This window comes from Microbacterium sp. YJN-G (assembly GCF_015040615.1).
In the GTDB taxonomy this organism is placed as follows: domain Bacteria; phylum Actinomycetota; class Actinomycetes; order Actinomycetales; family Microbacteriaceae; genus Microbacterium.
This window is the reverse complement of record NZ_CP060402.1, coordinates 335,933-352,240: the sequence shown is the minus strand read 5'-3', so window position 1 is coordinate 352,240 and position 16,308 is coordinate 335,933. Positions and strand designations below refer to the sequence as shown.

The window sequence follows — 16,308 nt, the reverse complement described above, 5'->3', positions numbered from 1 at the left end:
TAACGTTTCAACTCGTGTGGCGCCGGTGCGCCGGTCACAACGCGTGACCCGGATGCTCAGAGCAGCAGGCGCAGCCCGGCCGCGATGCCCGGTGCGGCCTCGGCATCCGCATCGGCGATGCCGACCGCGTACCGGAACACGACGGTGTCGCCGGCGGGCAGGTGCAGCTCCTCGCTGAAGAACGGTGCCGGATTGAGCGCGGCGAACTCCTCCGACCGGGCGAACCACTGCGGCGGATGATGCGGGTTCTCGGCGGCGTCGGCCATCACGATCAGCGAGGTCGCGTCGACGACGTCGTGACGGCCCTCGAAGGCCATCCATTCGTGACGCTGGCCGCGCACGCCATCTCCCGTGCCGACGCCGTCGGCGGTGACCAGCCGGCCACCGGTGAACGAGCGCGGACCACGCCAGAACAGGCCGCCGTACCCGGCGTTGTCACGTCCGCGCGTGGTCGGCGATCCGAAGGCGATGGCCGCATCCGTGACGTTCGTCATCGCGGTCTCGACGGTGAGCGCCCAGGTGGTCTCATCGAGCACGCGCACGGTGAGCGTGCGTCGTTCGGACAGCATCCGACGCCCGCCCTCGCTGACCCACTCGAGGTCGTGGGCGAAGCGCGCGACGTCGTCGTCGACGCCGGCCTCGGCGACGGAGGTGTGCGACTGGGTGCCGTCGTTGGGCAGCTGCACGTAGCCCTGACCGGCGAGGTAGGTCGGGCCGCCCCAGAAGTTCTCGTCGTCGACCACCGGCAGCGACCAGGCGATGCCCTTGTGCCACATGTGATCCCACGGGCGGAACAGGCTCACTTCGCGCCCGGCGCGGGTGCGGATCGGATGCAGGTACGGCTTGGGCGACTCGAGCTGCGCGGTGCCGGGGGCGAACACGTAGCGCAGCAGTTCGACGGCGCCGTCGGAGACGACCGCCTCGGTGCCGGTCGCGGCGAGCGTCAGGGTCATGGGTTCTCCTCGGGGTGAGTCGGAGGGGCGGGTGGGAGGGGCTGGTCAGGGTGTCGTGCGCTCGACGGTATCTCAGCCGGCGGCGCCGGATGCCGTGGAATCGGATGCCGTACCGCCGTCCCCCTGCGGCAGCCGGATCGCGCCGGTGATGACCGGCGGCCTTCCGTTCTGCGCGCGGTGCAGCTGCACGTACCGGCCGCCGAGCGCCATGAGCTCGTCGTGCGATCCCTGCTCGACGATGCGGCCCTGCTCGAGCACGACGATGCGGTCCGCCCGTCGCACGGTCGAGAGCCGATGGGCGACGATGAGCGTGGTGCGGCCGCGCATGAGCCGCTCGAGCGCCTCCTGCACGAGCCCTTCCGACTCGGGGTCGAGCGCGCTGGTGGCCTCGTCGAGCAGCAGGATGCGGGGATCACGCACGAGCGCGCGGGCGATGGCGAGGCGCTGACGCTGCCCGCCCGAGAGCCTGGCGCCCCGCTCGCCGACGACGGTGTTCCATCCGTCGGGCTGGGCGTGCACGAACTCCCAGGCGTTGGCCTCGCGCAGCGCCTTCTCCACGCGCTCGGGGGTGGCGTCGGCGAGCCCGTAGGTGACGTTGTCGAAGATGGTTCCCTCGAACAGCACCGATTCCTGCGGCACGACCGAGATCGAGCGGCGCACGGTGCGCACGTCGAGCTGCTGCATGTCGTGCCCGTCGATGAGCAGGCGCCCGCCGGTGGGCCGCACGAACCCGAGCACGAGGTTCAGCAGGGTCGACTTGCCCGAGCCTGAAGAGCCGACGAAGGCGACGGTGTCGCCGGGAGCGATGCGCAGCTCGATCGCGTGCAACGCGTCGTCGTCGGCGTCCGGGTAGCGGTGCGATGCGGCATCCAGCACGATCTCACCGGTGACCTCATCGAGCACCTGCTTGCCCGAGTTCTGCTCGATGTCGGGCTCCTGCAGCACCTCGGCGATCGAGCGCACCGATTCCAGCCCGCGAGCACCGACCGGGATGAGCATGAGCAGCTGGGTGAGACCGCCGGTGAGCAGGGTGAAGTAGGTCGAGAGCATCACCACCTCACCGGGTGAGATCGGCAGGATGCCGGTGAGTGCGAAGACCGCCGCGAGCATGAGGCAGGCGACGCCGAGCAGCTGCATGGCCACCCACGAGACCGAGGCGACCCGCCCGTTGAGCAGGTCGAGGTCGAGCCCCGCGCGGCGCACGCCGTCGGCGCCGTCGGCCACGCGGGTGATCGCGGTCTGCTCCAGTCCGTGCGCGCGGGTGACCGGGATGAGCGAGGCCATCTCGCCCACCCGCGCCGACAGCGTCTCGATCTCGCGGCGGAACACCTCGTTGCGGCGCTGCGAGCGCCGCCGCATGCCGTAGCGGATGCCGATGGCGATCGGCACGGCCAGCGCGTACACGGGAAGGAACTGCGGCACGGCGATGCCGGTCATGGTCAGCGCGCCGAGCATGACCATGGTCGAGGAGAGCAGCGGGTGGGTGACCTGCTGCAGCATCAGCTCGACGTTCTCGACGTCGCGGACGAGCTTGGTCTGCACGATCGAGGCGCTGACCCGGGTGTGGTACCCGATCGACAGGCTCTGCAGGCGGGCGGTGAGCGCGTTGCGCAGGTCGGCGCCGAGGTCGCGCACCACGGTCATGAAGTTGCGGGTGTAGATGAGGTGGTTGGGGTAGTTCTGCAGCAGCAGCACCGCGGCGAGCGCGAACCACCACAGCACGGCGGTCACGTCGCCGTCGGCGGCGACGATGTCGATGATCGCGGCGGTGATGACCGGCAGGATCCACACCGGGATCTCCTTGACCGCGAACGCGAGCACCGCGGCGGTGAGCCGCCACGGCCGGCGCACGACGAGGCGCAGCACCGAACGGATCGGCTGCTCACCATCGATGAGCGCCGCCGGATGGGAAAGCGCTTTCTGTCGCATGGTCCCATCGTAGGGCGCAGTCGGCGCCGACCCAAGTGCGCAGCCACGTGGGGCCACCCGCCGAAGCTAGGCTCGCTCTGACAGCAGGAGGACGGATGCCGCAGCACCGGGTGAAGATCACCGAGGTCGCCCGCGAAGCGGGCGTGTCGCTCTCGACGGTCTCGCGGGTGATGAACGGCAACCCCACGGTCGACCCCACCCTGGCCGAGCGGGTGCGCGAGGTGGCGGCCCGGCTCGGATACACCGCCAATCCACTCGCCCGCAGTCTGGTGCTCGGCCGCACGCAGACCGTCTCGGTCGTGGTGCCCGATCTTGCGAACCCCACCTTTCAGGCGGTGCTGCGCGGCGTCAGCCATGCCGCCGCCCAGGACGGCTATCACGTGCTCGTCTCAGACACCGAGGAGCAGGTCGGCGCGGAGCGCGACATCGCCGTGACCACGCGGCGGCGCACCGACGGCGTCATCCTGTGCGCGCCGCGGCTCGCCCAGCACGAGCTGTCGGAACTTCTGCCGGCCATCGCCCCGGCCGTCGTGATCAACCGCCCGGCCCAGCCGGGCATCCCCACCGTCGCCGCCGACTACGCGGCAGCTCTGGGCGAGCTCATCGCGCACCTGCGCGGTCTCGGCCACCGCCGCCTCGCCTACCTCTCCGGGAGAGTCGCGAGCGCCTCGGGCGACGCGCGCCGGCACGCCATCGCCCAGGCGACGGCGCACGACCGAACACTCGAGATCGTCGAGATCCCGGCCGGCGTCGATTTCGACAGCGGTGCGGCGGCGACGGATGCCGTGCTCGGCAGCGACGCGACGGGTGTGCTCGCCTTCAACGACCTCGTCGCGATGGGCCTGCTCTCGCAGCTCTCGGCCCGCGGCATCCGGGTGCCCGAGCAGCTGTCGGTCGCCGGCTTCGACGACATCCCGTTCGCGGCGTTCACGACGCCGCCGCTGACCACCGCGGCGGTTCCTGCCGCCCAGCTGGGCAGGCAGGCGTGGGCGGCGATGCGAGCGCTGCTCGCGGATGCCGAGCCGACGGCGAGTGAGATCCTCACACCGGCACTCGTGGTGCGCGAGAGCACCGGCCCCGTCTCGGTGTGAGCAGCCGCCGCGGTGCCGCGTCGCGCCGTGCTACGGTCGGAAATCGCTTCCCGGCGTAGCGAAAGAGGATCCACGATGACGTACCACCTCGCCGGCGACTCGACGGTCGCCCCCATGCAGTCGAGCGAGTCGCCGATGTCGGGCTGGGGGCACGCGCTCGACGCGTTCGTCGACGCCCCGGTGCGCAACCACGCGTTCGGCGGGGCCACCAGCGAATCGTTCATCGAATCCGGCACGTGGGACCGGCTCATCGCCGAGGTGCGCGCCGGTGACACGGTCATCATCCAGTTCGGCCACAACGATCAGAAGCAGCCCGAGCTGCTGGCCTCGCGCGGCGGATACACCGACCGGCTGCGCCGTTTCGCCACCGAGGTGCGCGAGCGCGACGGCACCGCCGTGCTCTGCACGTCAGCCGAGCGGCGGCTCTTCGACGGCGAGCAGGTGGTGCCATCGCACGGCGACTACCCGAACGCGGTGCGCGACCTTGCCCGCGAGCTGGATGCGCCGCTGATCGATCTGACCGTGTTCACGTCGTGGCTGTACGAGGATCTCGGTGGCGAAGCCTCGACCGCACTGTTCTCGCACTTCGCGCCCGGCGAGGCTGCGGCCTGGCCGGACGGACTCACCGACAACACGCACTTCCGGTTCGACGGGGCACGCCGCATCGCCGCCTTCGTCGCCCGATCACTGCGCGCGATCGAGCGCCGCGACGGAGACCTGCCGGCACGAGGCGCGCCGGACCTCGCCTGACTCGAACCCCACCATCTAGAAAGCGCTTTCCGGTACGCTGTCAGCCATGACCTCCCGCTTCACGATCGGCGAGACCGACTTCCTGCTCGACGGCGCCCCGCACCGCATCCTCTCGGGTGCGATGCACTACCCCCGGGTGCACCCCGACCTGTGGCGCGACCGCATCCGCAAGGCACGCCTGATGGGTCTGAACGCCATCGAGACCTATGTGGCCTGGAACGCGCACGAACCCGTGCGCGGGCAGTGGCGGCAGGACGGCGACGTCGACCTGGGGCGCTTCCTCGACGTCGTCGCCGACGAGGGCATGCACGCCATCGTCCGCCCGGGGCCCTACGTCTGCGCCGAGTGGCACAACGGGGGACTCCCCACCTGGCTGACCGCCCACCAGGACATGGGGCTGCGCAGCAGCGACCCGGCCTACCTCGACGCGGTCACCGGCTACCTCGAGAAGGTCAACGCGATCATCGCCCCGCGGCAGATCGACCGCGGCGGCAGCGTCATCCTCGTGCAGATCGAGAACGAGTACGGCGCGTATGGTGCTGACAAGGACTACCTCGAGGCGCTCGTGCGGCTCACCCGGGCATCCGGCATCACCGTCCCCCTCACGCAGGTCGACCAGCCGATCCCGCACATGCTCGAGAACGGCGCGCACCCCGAGCTGCACAAGACCGGCTCGTTCGGCAGCCGCATCGACGAGCGCCTGGCCACCCTGCGCCAGCACCAGCCCACCGGGCCGCTGATGTGCATGGAGTTCTGGTGCGGCTGGTTCGACCACTGGGGCGAGAAGCACCACACCACGACCTTCGCCGACAGCGCCGCCGACCTCGACCGGCTGCTGGCGGCCGGCGCCTCGGTTAACATCTACATGGTGCACGGCGGCACGAACTTCGGTCTCACGGCCGGCGCGAACGACTCGGGCCGCTACCTGCCGATGGTCACCAGTTACGACTACGACTCCCCCATCACCGAGTCGGGCGACCTCACCGAGAAGTTCCACGCGTTCCGCGAGGTGATCGCCAAGCACGCCCCGGTGCCCGAGCTGCCCGAGATCACCCCGGCCGACGCCCCCACCCCGCACGCGGTGCTCGAGGCCGTCGCCGACCCGCTCGCGCTGGTCACGACCGCCCGCGGCGAGTTCGACGCGCCGCCCACCATGGACGAGCTCGGCTCTGACGTCGTGCTCGCGGAGTACGTGACGGATGCCGAGGGCGAGGGCGTGCTCGAGGCCGAGGTGCGCGACTACGCCTGGGTCGAGCGCGACGGCATCCCAGCCGGGCGGCTGCAGCGCACCATCGGCGACCTGTCGCTGGCACTGCCCGCGGGCCGGACGCTGCGGCTGCTGGTCGAGGAGACCGGCCGGGTGAACTACGACCAGAAGATCGGCGAGGCGAAGGGCCTGATCGGCATCCCGCTGCTCGACGGCACTCGGCTGGACGGACCTTGGCGGGTGCGCACCTTCGACGTCGCCGGGCTCGGTGCCGCCGTCGCGGCGGCGTCCGCGGCGACGCCGGTGCCCAGCGGCCGCGCGATCGGCCCCGTGGGCCTGCGCGGCGCCTTCGACCTCGACGAGCCCGCCGACCTGTTCCTCGACACGAGCGGCTGGGGCAAGGGGTACGCCTGGGTGAACGGCTTCTTCCTCGGCCGCTACTGGCGGCGCGGGCCGCAGCGCACGCTGTACGTTCCCAGCCCGGTCACGCGAGCCGGCGGCAACGAGGTCGTCATCATCGAGCTCGAGACGGTGACGGACGCCACGGCGCGCTTCCTCGCGCGCCCCGACCTGGGACACGAGGTGGAGTGATGGGTTTCGACAGCGCCTTCGACTGGGCCCGCCGGCACGTGCAGGCCGAGCGGCTGCCCACCGCGGTGCTCGGTGTCGCCACCGCCGACGGGATCGTCGCCCTCGACGGCTTCGGCGCGCAGACGGATGCCGTGTATCCGCTGTTCTCGATCACGAAGGCGCTCGTCGGCATCACCGCCGCCCGCGCCGTCGAACGAGGACTGCTCACCCCGGAGACGCCGCTGACCGCGGCGCTGCCGGAGTTCGGCGCGGGCCGCGACGACATCGTGCGACTGCGCCACCTGGTCAGCCACACCTCCGGCATCACCGAGGTGCCGCTCGACAGCGCCGCGCTCCCCCTGCGCGCGACCCTGATCAGCCAGGGCCGCGACTTCGCCGCCGGCACCGCCTCGCGCTACTCGACACTGGCGTTCGAGGGTGTCGCCGCGCTCACCGAGCATGCCACCGGCACCGCCTGGGACGTCGACACCGCCCGGTGGGCGGCATCCGTGGGGGCGGACGGTCTCACCCTGGATGCCGAGGGCTCGGTCGACGTGACGGATGCCGCGGCATCCGGCGTCGACATGGATCGCTTCCGCGCCACCCGCGCGCCGGGCGCGGGCTTGCTCGGACGCGCGGAGGATCTGCTGCGCATCGGCGCGGAGCTGCTGCGCGTCCACGCCGGCGCGGCCGACGGCATCCTCTCCCCCGCGACGCTGCGGATGATGCGGATGCCGCTCACCGGCGACATCCCGCGGCTCGAGCCGTACCCGGCCGAGCGCGGGCAGGACTGGGGCTTCACGTTCAACCTGCGCACCCGGGCACCCGGGCTGATCGACCGCGACGTGTACGGGCACGGCGGCTGGGCGGGCACCGAGTTCTGGGTGCACCCGGGCGCGGGGCTGTGCTGGGTGCTGCTGACCAACCGGGTGAACCGGCCCGGCGTCGACGCCGACGAGCTCGACAACGCGGTGGTCTCGGGCCGATGATCCACACCCTCCGCTACCGCGGGTGGCCGGCGCCTGCCGCCGCGAGCGCCCTGCCGCATCCCCCCGAGGCGGCGCAGGGCATCAGCGTGACCGACCGGGCCGTGCTGCGCGAGGGCACGCCGATCGTCCCTGTGTCGGGCGAGATCCATTTCAGCCGGCTGCCGCGCGAGCGCTGGTCCGAACGGCTGCGGCAGATGCGCGCCTCGGGCATGACCCTGGCCTCGGCGTACGTGCTGTGGCTGCATCACTCCCCCGCACACGGCGTCGCGCACTTCGACGGTGCGCTCGATGTGGGCGCGTTCATCGATGAATGCGCCGCCGCCGGGCTCGGCGTGGTGCTGCGGATCGGCCCGTGGGCGCACGGCGAGGCGCGCAACGGCGGCTTTCCCGACTGGGTGCAGCAGGCCGACGTCGTGCATCGCAGCGACGACCCCGGCTATCTCGAACTGGTCGGCGAGTGGTTCGGCCAGCTGGCCGCCGCGCTGGACGGACGCGCCGAACCGGGTGGCCCGGTGCTCGCGATCCAGCTTGAGAACGAGCTGTACGACCGCCCCGAGCACCTCGTCACGCTCAAGCGGCTCGCACGCGAGGCCGGCATGTCGGCACCGCTGTGGACCGCCACCGCCTGGGGCGGGGCGCAGCTGCCACTGGATGAGGTCATGCCGCTGTTCGGCGGGTACGGCGACGGCTTCTGGGCCGACCCTGCGGACGACTGGGACCCCTCATTCCGTGCGCACTACTTCCCCTCGCACGAGTGGGACGACCCCGGTGTGGGTGCCGACGTGCGGGCGACGCAGGGGTTCGACGCCGCGGCGACGGCATCCTGTGCGGGATCGCTGGGCGGATTCCCGCCCGCGACCTGCGAGCTGGGCGGCGGTATGGCCACCGCCTATCATCGTCGTCCCGTACTCGACGGCCGCGACATCGCCGCGCTCGCACAGGTGAAGATCGGCAACGGCTCGGCCTGGCAGGGCTACTACATGTACGTCGGCGGCCGGAACCCCGGCCCCGGGATGCAGGAGACGCAGGACACCGGCTACCCGAACGACATGACGGAGTGGAGCTACGACTTCCACGCCCCGATCGGCCAGTCCGGCGACCTGCACGAGTCGGCGACACTGCTGCGCGCGCAGCACGCCTTCCTGGCCGCCTTCGGCGATCGGCTCGGCGGGATGACCTCGAGCCTGCCCGACGAGCGCCCGCAGGATCTCGATGACACGACGACGCTGCGCTGGGCGCTGCGCTCCGACGGCGCCGAGGGCTTCTGCGTGATCACGCACCACCAGCCGCACGTGGCCGTCGAGACCGTGCGTGACGTGCAGCTGCGGATCGAGCTGCCGGGCGAGACGCTGCTCGTGCCGAGCCGGCCGGTCGACATCCCGCCCGGCACGCTGGCGCGCTGGCCGATCGGGCTGCGGGTGGGCGATGCGCGGTTGAGGTGGGCGACGGGTTCGGCATTGACGCTGCTGCCGGGCGGCATCCTCGTGCTGGCGGCGGACGCCGGCATCCCCGTCGAGGTCGCCGCCGGCGACGAGCCACCGGTGATCGTCGAACCCGGCGTGCACGAGATCGGCGGGATGACGCTGCTCGTGCTCGACTCCGCCGACGACGCGTGGGTGCTCGGCGAGCAGCTGTGGCGGTGCGACGGCGAGCTGCTGTGGGACGGTGGGCGGATCGAGGTGCGGGATGCCACTCGCCTGCACCGGTTCGACCCGGCGAGCCGCGACTGGGCCGACGTGCCGGTCGCCCCGGTGCTGGCACCGTCGGTCGCGGTAACAACGCGGCTCGTCCGCCCGGGGAGCGCCGTGCCCGCCGACTACGGATTCGGCGGTGCCCGCCATCGCGCCCCCTCGGCCGAGGCGTTCGACGAGCACGCGGCGGTGTTCGCAGTCGAGGTGCCCGGCTGGACCGGCGATGCCGTGCTCGACATCGACTGGGCGGGCGATGCGGCACAGCTGCGCATCGATGGCGAGACGGTCGACGACCGGTTCTGGGACGGCACCCGCTGGTCGGTCGCGCTGCGCGACCTCGGCGCCCGACCCGGCAGCGGGATCACCCTGCACGTGCTGGGGCTGTCGGCCGAGTCGACGGTGTGGCTGCCGGCGCGCGCACGAGACCGCTTGGACGCCACCGACGGGATGCTGCTCGCCGTCGACGCCGTGCGCCTGCGGCAGCGGGCGAGCACGCCGGTCGCCGGGTAGCCGCCGGCCGCCCGTGGATCCGTTGCCGCCGGGCGTCGCGAAGTGAAACGTCTCATATTGACCCTTGACAGCCGTTCGCGCGCCTGCCAATCTCGTCGGCAGGTGCGGGAATGCGCTTTCCATCTTGCGACCGCCCACCCGGGTCGACACGAGCCCGGGTCCGTTGATGTGCGCGGCGCAGTCGCCGCTCACATCCGAACCCCTTTGTCAGTGACGCCCGAGGAGGAACCGTGGAATCCCCACGCTCTGCACCAGCAACACCCCTGAGACGACGCACGCTCGGCGCCATATCCGGCGCCACCATCACCCTGGTCGTCGCCGCGACCCTGTCTGCCGTGCCCGCCGCGGCAGCCCTCGCTCCGGCTGATGACGGCGCGTGGCGGTTCGACTTCGGCACCCCGACCAGCCCGGTCGCCGACGGCCACCAGCAGGTCACGATGGCCTCGCTCTACACCGCCGAGACGGGCTGGGGCATCACCGTCGCAGACGGCGTGACGCTGTTCGACCGCGATCGCACCGGCAACCGCACCCCCGCCGATCCGGTGGCCGAGGACTTCGTCGCCGGCCTCGACTGGGGCTTCCAGCTCGACGACGTGCCCACCGCCGAGTACGACGTCACGATCACCATCGGCGACGCGCTGACCGGAACGTCGGGCACCAACGCCACCGTGACGCTCGAGGGCACCGCACAGACGCGGCTCACCACGAGCGGCGGCGGCACCACGACCGAGACCTTCCGCACCGCCGTCGAAGACGGCCAGCTCACCGTCGGCTTCACCGGCAGCGGTCTGGGCGCCTACCTCAACGGGCTCGTCGTCACCCCTGTGGTCCCCGCCGTCCCCGCCGGCTTCGCCCTCACCGGCATCGCCTGGAACGCGGTCGACCTCTCGTGGAGCGCCTCGGACGGCGCCTCCGCCTATCGAGTGCTGCGCGCCCCCGTCACCGGCGAGACCGTCGGCGACCTGCAGCAGATCGCCGAGATCGACACCACGAGCTACTCGGACACCGCCGTGGCCGAGGGCGACTCATTCGCCTACGCGGTCGAAGCGGTGAACTCCTACGGCCTGGTCTCGGCCCGCACCGCCACCGTGCTGAGCGGCCCGATCCCGGCGCTGACCGCTCCCACCACCCCGGCCGATCTCGCTGTCGCCGAGGTGACCAAGGACGCGGTCTCGCTGACCTGGGCACCCGCCCCGAACGCCGAGGAGTACGTCGTCGAGCGCGCCGGCGCCGACGGCGTGTTCACCGAGCTCGCCACGGTGACCGCACCCGCGCACACCGACCCCGTCGACACGACGCAGGAATGGTCCTACCGCGTGACCGCCCGCAACGCTGCCGGAACCTCCGCGGCATCCGAGCCGGTCACCTCCACGGTCTACGTCGCCCCGGTTCCGCTTCCGGAGGGCGACCGGGTCGTCTTCGACTTCGGCCCCGGTGCTCTCGCCGAGGGCGCCATCGCCGTCACCAGCACCACCTCGTTCTCGGACGAGTGGGGCTACGGCTTCAGCACGGCACCCGCCTCGACGGAGGCGGATGTCGATCGCGGCGGTGACGACCCGCTGCGCAGCGACTACGTCGCCGCCCAGGGCGGCACCTTCGAGGTGCAGCTGGGTGCCGGCGACTACACGGTCGCCCTCATCGCCGGTGACAGCGCCGCGTCCAGCGAGATATCGATCACCGCCGAGAGCATCGCCAAGGTGCAGACCACCGCGAAGCCGGCCGGAGAGCACCTGGAGATGGTGTTCCCGATCGCACTGATCGACGGCAGGCTCACCCTGCAGATCGGCGGCTCGGCCGCCGCGCTGGACGCGCTCACCATCACGCGTCAGGCACCGCGCCTCGAAGGCGCACTGCCCACGGTGTACATCGCCGGTGACTCGACCGTGCAGACCTACGCCGACGTCTTCGCCCCGCAGGCGGGCTGGGGGCAGATGATCGACCGGTTCTTCGCCGGCGACATCGCCTTCGCCAACCACGCGATCGGCGGCCGGTCGTCGAAGAACTTCATCACCCAGGGGCGTCTGGACGAGATCCTCCGCGGCATCCGCCCCGGTGACTACCTGTTCGTGCAGTTCGGGCACAACGACGCCACCCAGGGTGTCGACGACCGCTACGCGTCGCCCGCCGATTACAAGGAGTACCTGCGCAGCTACGTGCAGGGTGCACGCCAGCGCGGTGCGACCCCGGTGCTCGTCACCCCGGTCTCGCGGCGCAGCTTCGACGCCGAGACCGGTGAGTTCAACGTCAGCTTCCCCGACTACGTCGCGAAGATGACCGAGCTCGCCCACGAGGAGGTCGTCGACCTCGTCGACCTGTCGGCATCCAGCCGCGCCTACCTGAACGAGATCGGCCCCGAAGCCGCGAAGTCGGTGTTCCTCTGGGTCGACCCTGGCATCTTCCCGAACCGCCCGAGCGGCACCCAGGACGACACGCACTTCCAGGAGTACGGCGCCATCCAGATGGCGCGACTCATCGCGCAGGACGTCGCCGAGCTCGACGACCCGCTCGCCGCGAAGGTCACCGACATCGAGCCCCCGGCATCCGTCCCGGCCGCTCCGGCCGACCTCGTCGCCGGTTCGATCTCGAACGCCGGAGCGCTCTTGAAGTGGAGCGCTTCGGCCACCGCCGACATCTACCGCATCGAGCGTCAGGCGGTCGCCGACCCCGACGAGACCTGGTCGCTGGTGACCACCACGACCCAGACCAGTGCGGTCGTGCAGGGTCTGGCCGAGGGAACCGGCTACCGCTACCGGGTGTTCGCGGTGAACGGCCGCGGCACCTCGGCGGCGTCGAACGTCGTCACGTTCTTCACCAAGCAGGCCAAGTGGAAGTTCGACTTCCAGCTCAGCGGCAACGTGCTGATGACCGGCTACACCGAGGTGAACCCCGACGACGCGTACGACGCCGAGACCGGCTTCGGCTTCCAGACGCCGCTCGCCTCGAACGCGGGGCGCGACCGCGGCACCGCCGGCGGCGCGAACGACATCGAGCGCGACTTCGTCCTTCCCGGCGACAGCTCGACCTTCGTGCTGGACGTTCCCAACGGCACCTACTCGGTGAAGACGTACTCCGGTGACTGGATCGGCACGACCCGCACCAACTTCGACATCGAGGGCCGGTCGTTCGGCTCCGGCAACGCCGGAGCCGGCTCGGTGAACGCCTCGGTGCGAGGCCCCGTGCTCGTCACCGACGGCCAGCTCACCGTGCGCGTGCACGGCTCGGCGGCGGGAACGCGGCTGAACGGCCTCGAGATCACCCCGATCCTTCTGGGACCGGCCGGTCTCTCGGCGACCGAGGTGAACGCCGACCCCGCAGCGCCGACCGTGACGCTCGGCTGGACGGATGAGCCCGATCTGACCTGGAAGGTGTACCGCACCTCCGCGTTCGAGAAGGCGGCGACGCTGCTCGGCGAGACGCCGACGGCATCCTTCACCGACACCACCGCACGACTCGGGCTCGACTACGCGTACCACGTCACCGCGGTCGATCAGACCGGACTCGAGTCGGTGCCCTCGGCATCCGTCGACGTCTCGCTCGTCGACCCCGACGTGACCGTGCCGTCCGCACCCACCGGGGTCGCGGTCGACCACCTCGACAAGCGCGAGATCGCGCTGTCGTGGGCGCAGCCGAGCACCGCGGAGTACGCGATGGTGTTCCGCTCCGAGATCGCCGGAGAGCGCGGCGTGCTCGCCGGGTTCACGGCGACGAACCGATTCGCCGACACTGACGTGCTGACCACCATCCCGTATCACTACACCGTCGTCGCGGTGAACGCGGGAGGCGTCGGCCCCGGCTCGGAGCAGCTGATCACGGATGCCACCACGGTGCTGCAGCGTCAGGCGGAGTTCCTCGACCGCGCCCCGGCGGCCGTCGAGACCGGTGACGGCGTGCTGATCAGCTGGCGGATGCTGGGGACGGATCCCGACGCGATCGGCTTCCACGTCTACCGCGACGGCGAGCGCATCACCGGCGAGCCGATCACCGACTCGACCAACCTGCTCGACGCCGACGGCGACACGGGGTCGAAGTACTTCGTGACCCGTGTGCTGGAGGGTGTCGAGGTCACCGTGACCGACGAGTTCGCTGTGCAGAGCGGCGACCACCTCTCGGTGCCGCTCGACAAGCCGGCCGACGCCTACACGAAGGACGGGCAGCCGTACTCGTACCGTGCGAACGACGCGAGCGTCGGCGATGTGGACGGCGACGGCCAGTACGAGCTGCTGGTGAAGTGGGATCCCACCAACTCGCAGGACAACTCGCGCTCGGGCTACACCGGCAACGTCTACCTGGACGCCTACCGTCTCGACGGGACGCGGCTGTGGCGGATCGATCTCGGCGTGAACATCCGCGCCGGCGCCCACTACACGCAGTTCCAGGTGTTCGACTACGACGGCGACGGCCGTGCCGAGGTGATGATGAAGACCACCGACGGCACGATCGACGGTGTCGGCCAGCCGATCGGCAGCGCCAGCGCCGACTGGCGCAGCAGCGCGGGCTATGTCCTCACCGGACCGGAGTACCTCACCGTCTTCGACGGCGAGACCGGCGCTGCGATCGACACCGTCGACTACGTTCCCGCCCGCGGCGATGTCGGCGCGTGGGGCGACACCTACGGCAACCGGGTCGACCGGTTCCTCGCGGCGACCGCCTATCTCGACGGCGAGCGCCCCAGTGCGGTGTTCAGCCGCGGGTACTACACCCGCGCGGTGCTGGCGGCGTACGACTTCGACGGTGAGAACCTGGTGCAGCGCTGGGTGATCGACTCGAACGACACTGAGAGCGCGGCGCTGTACGGCATGGGCAACCACAACCTGTCGGTGGCGGATGTCGACGGCGACCAGAAGGACGAGATCGTCTTCGGCTCGGCCACGGTCGACGACGACGGCACCCTGCTGTACTCGACCGGGCTCGGCCACGGCGACGCGATCCACCTGTCTGACCTCGTGCCTTCGAACCCCGGGCTGGAGGTGTTCGCCGCGCATGAGGACATGAACCGCTCGGGCAACGTGGGCGCCACCATGCGCGACGCCCGCACGGGCGACGTACTCTGGTCGATCCCGGCCGCCCGCGACACCGGCCGTGCGGCATCCGCCGACATCGATCCCCGGTACGAGGGTGCCGAGGGGTGGGCCGTCGGCGGCGACGCCGCCTGGAACTCCCGCGAGGGGTACCTGATGTCGGCGAGCGGCGAGCGGATCGGAAGCAGCATCCCGGCCGCGAACTTCCTCGCCTGGTTCGACGGCGACCCGCTGCGCGAGATCGTCGACCACGACTGGATGGAGGCGACCCGCACCGGCGTGCCGACGGTGTCGAAGTGGAACCCGCAGACCGGTTCGGCCGAGCCGGTGCTCACCGCGAACGGCGCGCTGTCGAACAACGACACGAAGGGCACGCCCAACCTGCAGGCCGACCTGTTCGGCGACTGGCGCGAAGAGATCGCCTGGCGCTCGGAGGACTCCACCGAGCTGCGGATCTACTCGACGACCGATCCGACCGAGATCCGGCTGCGCACGCTGATGCACGACCCGGTCTACCGCCTGTCGGTGGCCTGGCAGAACACCGGCTACAACCAGCCGCCGCAGACGAGCTTCTTCCTCGGCGACGGGATGGAGCAGCCGCCGGCACCGCGGATCGCCGTGACCGGCGACCCGACCGGCGCCGCCGACACGACGGCACCGGTGATCTCGGGGCTCCCCGACGACGGGATGCTGCTGGCCAGCAGCGCGTCGTACACGGTGGCGGTCACCGCCGACGATCCGGAGTCGGGCGTGCGCAACCTCGACATCGCGTTCGACGGCGAGCCGGTGGCGCCGGGGCAGACGATCGACCTCGACGACCTCGTGGGCCCGCACACGCTGACCGTGAACGCGGTCAACCACGACGGGCTCTCCGCCCGCACCGCGGTGCAGCTGCTCGTGTACGAGGACGAGGGGGCGAAGAAGGCACCCGCTCGCGGTGTGCTCTCCACCGACTCGGGATGGGAGGACGGGCTGCACGACGGCGAGTACACGGTGTCGATGAACCTGTGGCACGGCGTCAACGGCGCCGTGTTCCGCCTGTACGAGAACGGCGAGCTGATCTCGACCGAGCTGCTCGACGCGGACTCACCGAATGCACAGGTGGCGACGGTGCGGGTCTCGGGCAAGGAGAACGGCACCTACGCGTACACCGGTGAGCTGATCAACGCCAACGGCACGACTCAGACCACCTCGGTGCGTGTGAAGGTGACGGATGCCGCACCGGCGGCCCCGGTGATCAGCCATGACAACCACGACAAGGACGGCGAGTACACGATCTCGACCGACCTGTGGTGGGGCACGAACGCGATCGGCTACCGGCTGTTCGAGAACGGCGTCGTGATCGACGAGCAGACCCTGGTCGCCGATTCGCCGAACGCCCAGCACGTGCAGACCCCGATCAGCGGCCGCACCGCCGGGGAGTACGTCTACGTCGCGGAGTTCAGCAATGCCGCCGGTTCGACGACATCGCAGCGGATCACCGTGACCGTGCGCTGAGGTCGGGACGGGCCGCGGGGCCGGATCGCCTGAGAAGGTGGTTCGGCCCCGTTTCCGTGTGCCGCGCTGACCCTCAGCGCCCGCGGGTCGCCGGGTAGCGCAT

General features: G+C 71.0%; 8 protein-coding genes. 6 read left to right on the top strand and 2 right to left on the bottom strand.

Going from position 1 to position 16,308, the window contains the following annotated elements:
• Positions 1–56 precede the first annotated feature (56 nt).
• Together H7694_RS01605 and H7694_RS01600 are read right to left on the bottom strand one after the other, a co-directional pair.
• Positions 57–953, bottom strand: coding sequence for a PmoA family protein (locus H7694_RS01605; RefSeq protein WP_193597844.1), 897 nt, complete (start codon positions 951–953; stop codon positions 57–59).
• A gap of 72 nt (positions 954–1,025) precedes the next feature.
• Entirely contained in the window at positions 1,026–2,882 is a 1,857-nt protein-coding gene (locus H7694_RS01600) for an ABC transporter ATP-binding protein (protein ID WP_193597843.1), read from the bottom strand.
• A 95-nt stretch (positions 2,883–2,977) separates the two neighbouring features.
• Here H7694_RS01600 and H7694_RS01595 point away from each other — a divergent pair, with 95 nt between their 5' ends.
• The 6 genes from H7694_RS01595 to H7694_RS17835 all read left to right on the top strand — a co-directional run bounded on the left by H7694_RS01595 (position 2,978) and on the right by H7694_RS17835 (position 16,205).
• Positions 2,978–3,973, top strand: coding sequence for a LacI family DNA-binding transcriptional regulator (locus H7694_RS01595; RefSeq protein WP_193597842.1), 996 nt, complete (start codon positions 2,978–2,980; stop codon positions 3,971–3,973).
• Between the two features lie 75 nt (positions 3,974–4,048).
• Positions 4,049–4,723 carry a rhamnogalacturonan acetylesterase gene (locus H7694_RS01590; protein ID WP_193597841.1) on the top strand — a complete coding sequence of 225 codons (675 nt, stop codon included), beginning with the start codon at positions 4,049–4,051 and terminating at the stop codon, positions 4,721–4,723.
• A gap of 46 nt (positions 4,724–4,769) precedes the next feature.
• Positions 4,770–6,521, top strand: a complete 1,752-nt coding sequence (locus H7694_RS01585; protein WP_193597840.1) for a glycoside hydrolase family 35 protein — start codon at positions 4,770–4,772, stop codon at positions 6,519–6,521.
• The gene (locus H7694_RS01580; protein ID WP_193597839.1) at positions 6,521–7,489 is read left to right on the top strand and encodes a serine hydrolase domain-containing protein; all 969 of its coding nucleotides are present in this window, start codon (positions 6,521–6,523) and stop codon (positions 7,487–7,489) included. Before H7694_RS01585 ends, H7694_RS01580 begins: the two co-directional genes overlap by 1 nt.
• Entirely contained in the window at positions 7,486–9,690 is a 2,205-nt protein-coding gene (locus H7694_RS01575) for a beta-galactosidase (RefSeq protein WP_193597838.1), read from the top strand. The genes H7694_RS01580 and H7694_RS01575 overlap by 4 nt, the downstream gene beginning before the upstream one ends.
• A 230-nt stretch (positions 9,691–9,920) precedes the next feature.
• Positions 9,921–16,205 (top strand): fibronectin type III domain-containing protein, encoded by a 6,285-nt coding sequence (locus H7694_RS17835; protein WP_319805264.1) that lies wholly within the window; start codon positions 9,921–9,923, stop codon positions 16,203–16,205.
• Positions 16,206–16,308: the final 103 nt, after the last annotated feature.

Bases quoted from the DNA above. Each gene is read 5' to 3' on its own strand.
- H7694_RS01605 (WP_193597844.1), bottom strand. From the start codon at position 953: ATGACCCTGACGCTCGCCGCGACCGGCACCGAGGCGGTCGTCTCCGAC.
- H7694_RS01600 (WP_193597843.1), bottom strand. From the start codon at position 2,882: ATGCGACAGAAAGCGCTTTCCCATCCGGCGGCGCTCATCGATGGTGAG.
- H7694_RS01595 (WP_193597842.1), top strand. From the start codon at position 2,978: ATGCCGCAGCACCGGGTGAAGATCACCGAGGTCGCCCGCGAAGCGGGC.
- H7694_RS01590 (WP_193597841.1), top strand. From the start codon at position 4,049: ATGACGTACCACCTCGCCGGCGACTCGACGGTCGCCCCCATGCAGTCG.
- H7694_RS01585 (WP_193597840.1), top strand. From the start codon at position 4,770: ATGACCTCCCGCTTCACGATCGGCGAGACCGACTTCCTGCTCGACGGC.
- H7694_RS01580 (WP_193597839.1), top strand. From the start codon at position 6,521: ATGGGTTTCGACAGCGCCTTCGACTGGGCCCGCCGGCACGTGCAGGCC.
- H7694_RS01575 (WP_193597838.1), top strand. From the start codon at position 7,486: ATGATCCACACCCTCCGCTACCGCGGGTGGCCGGCGCCTGCCGCCGCG.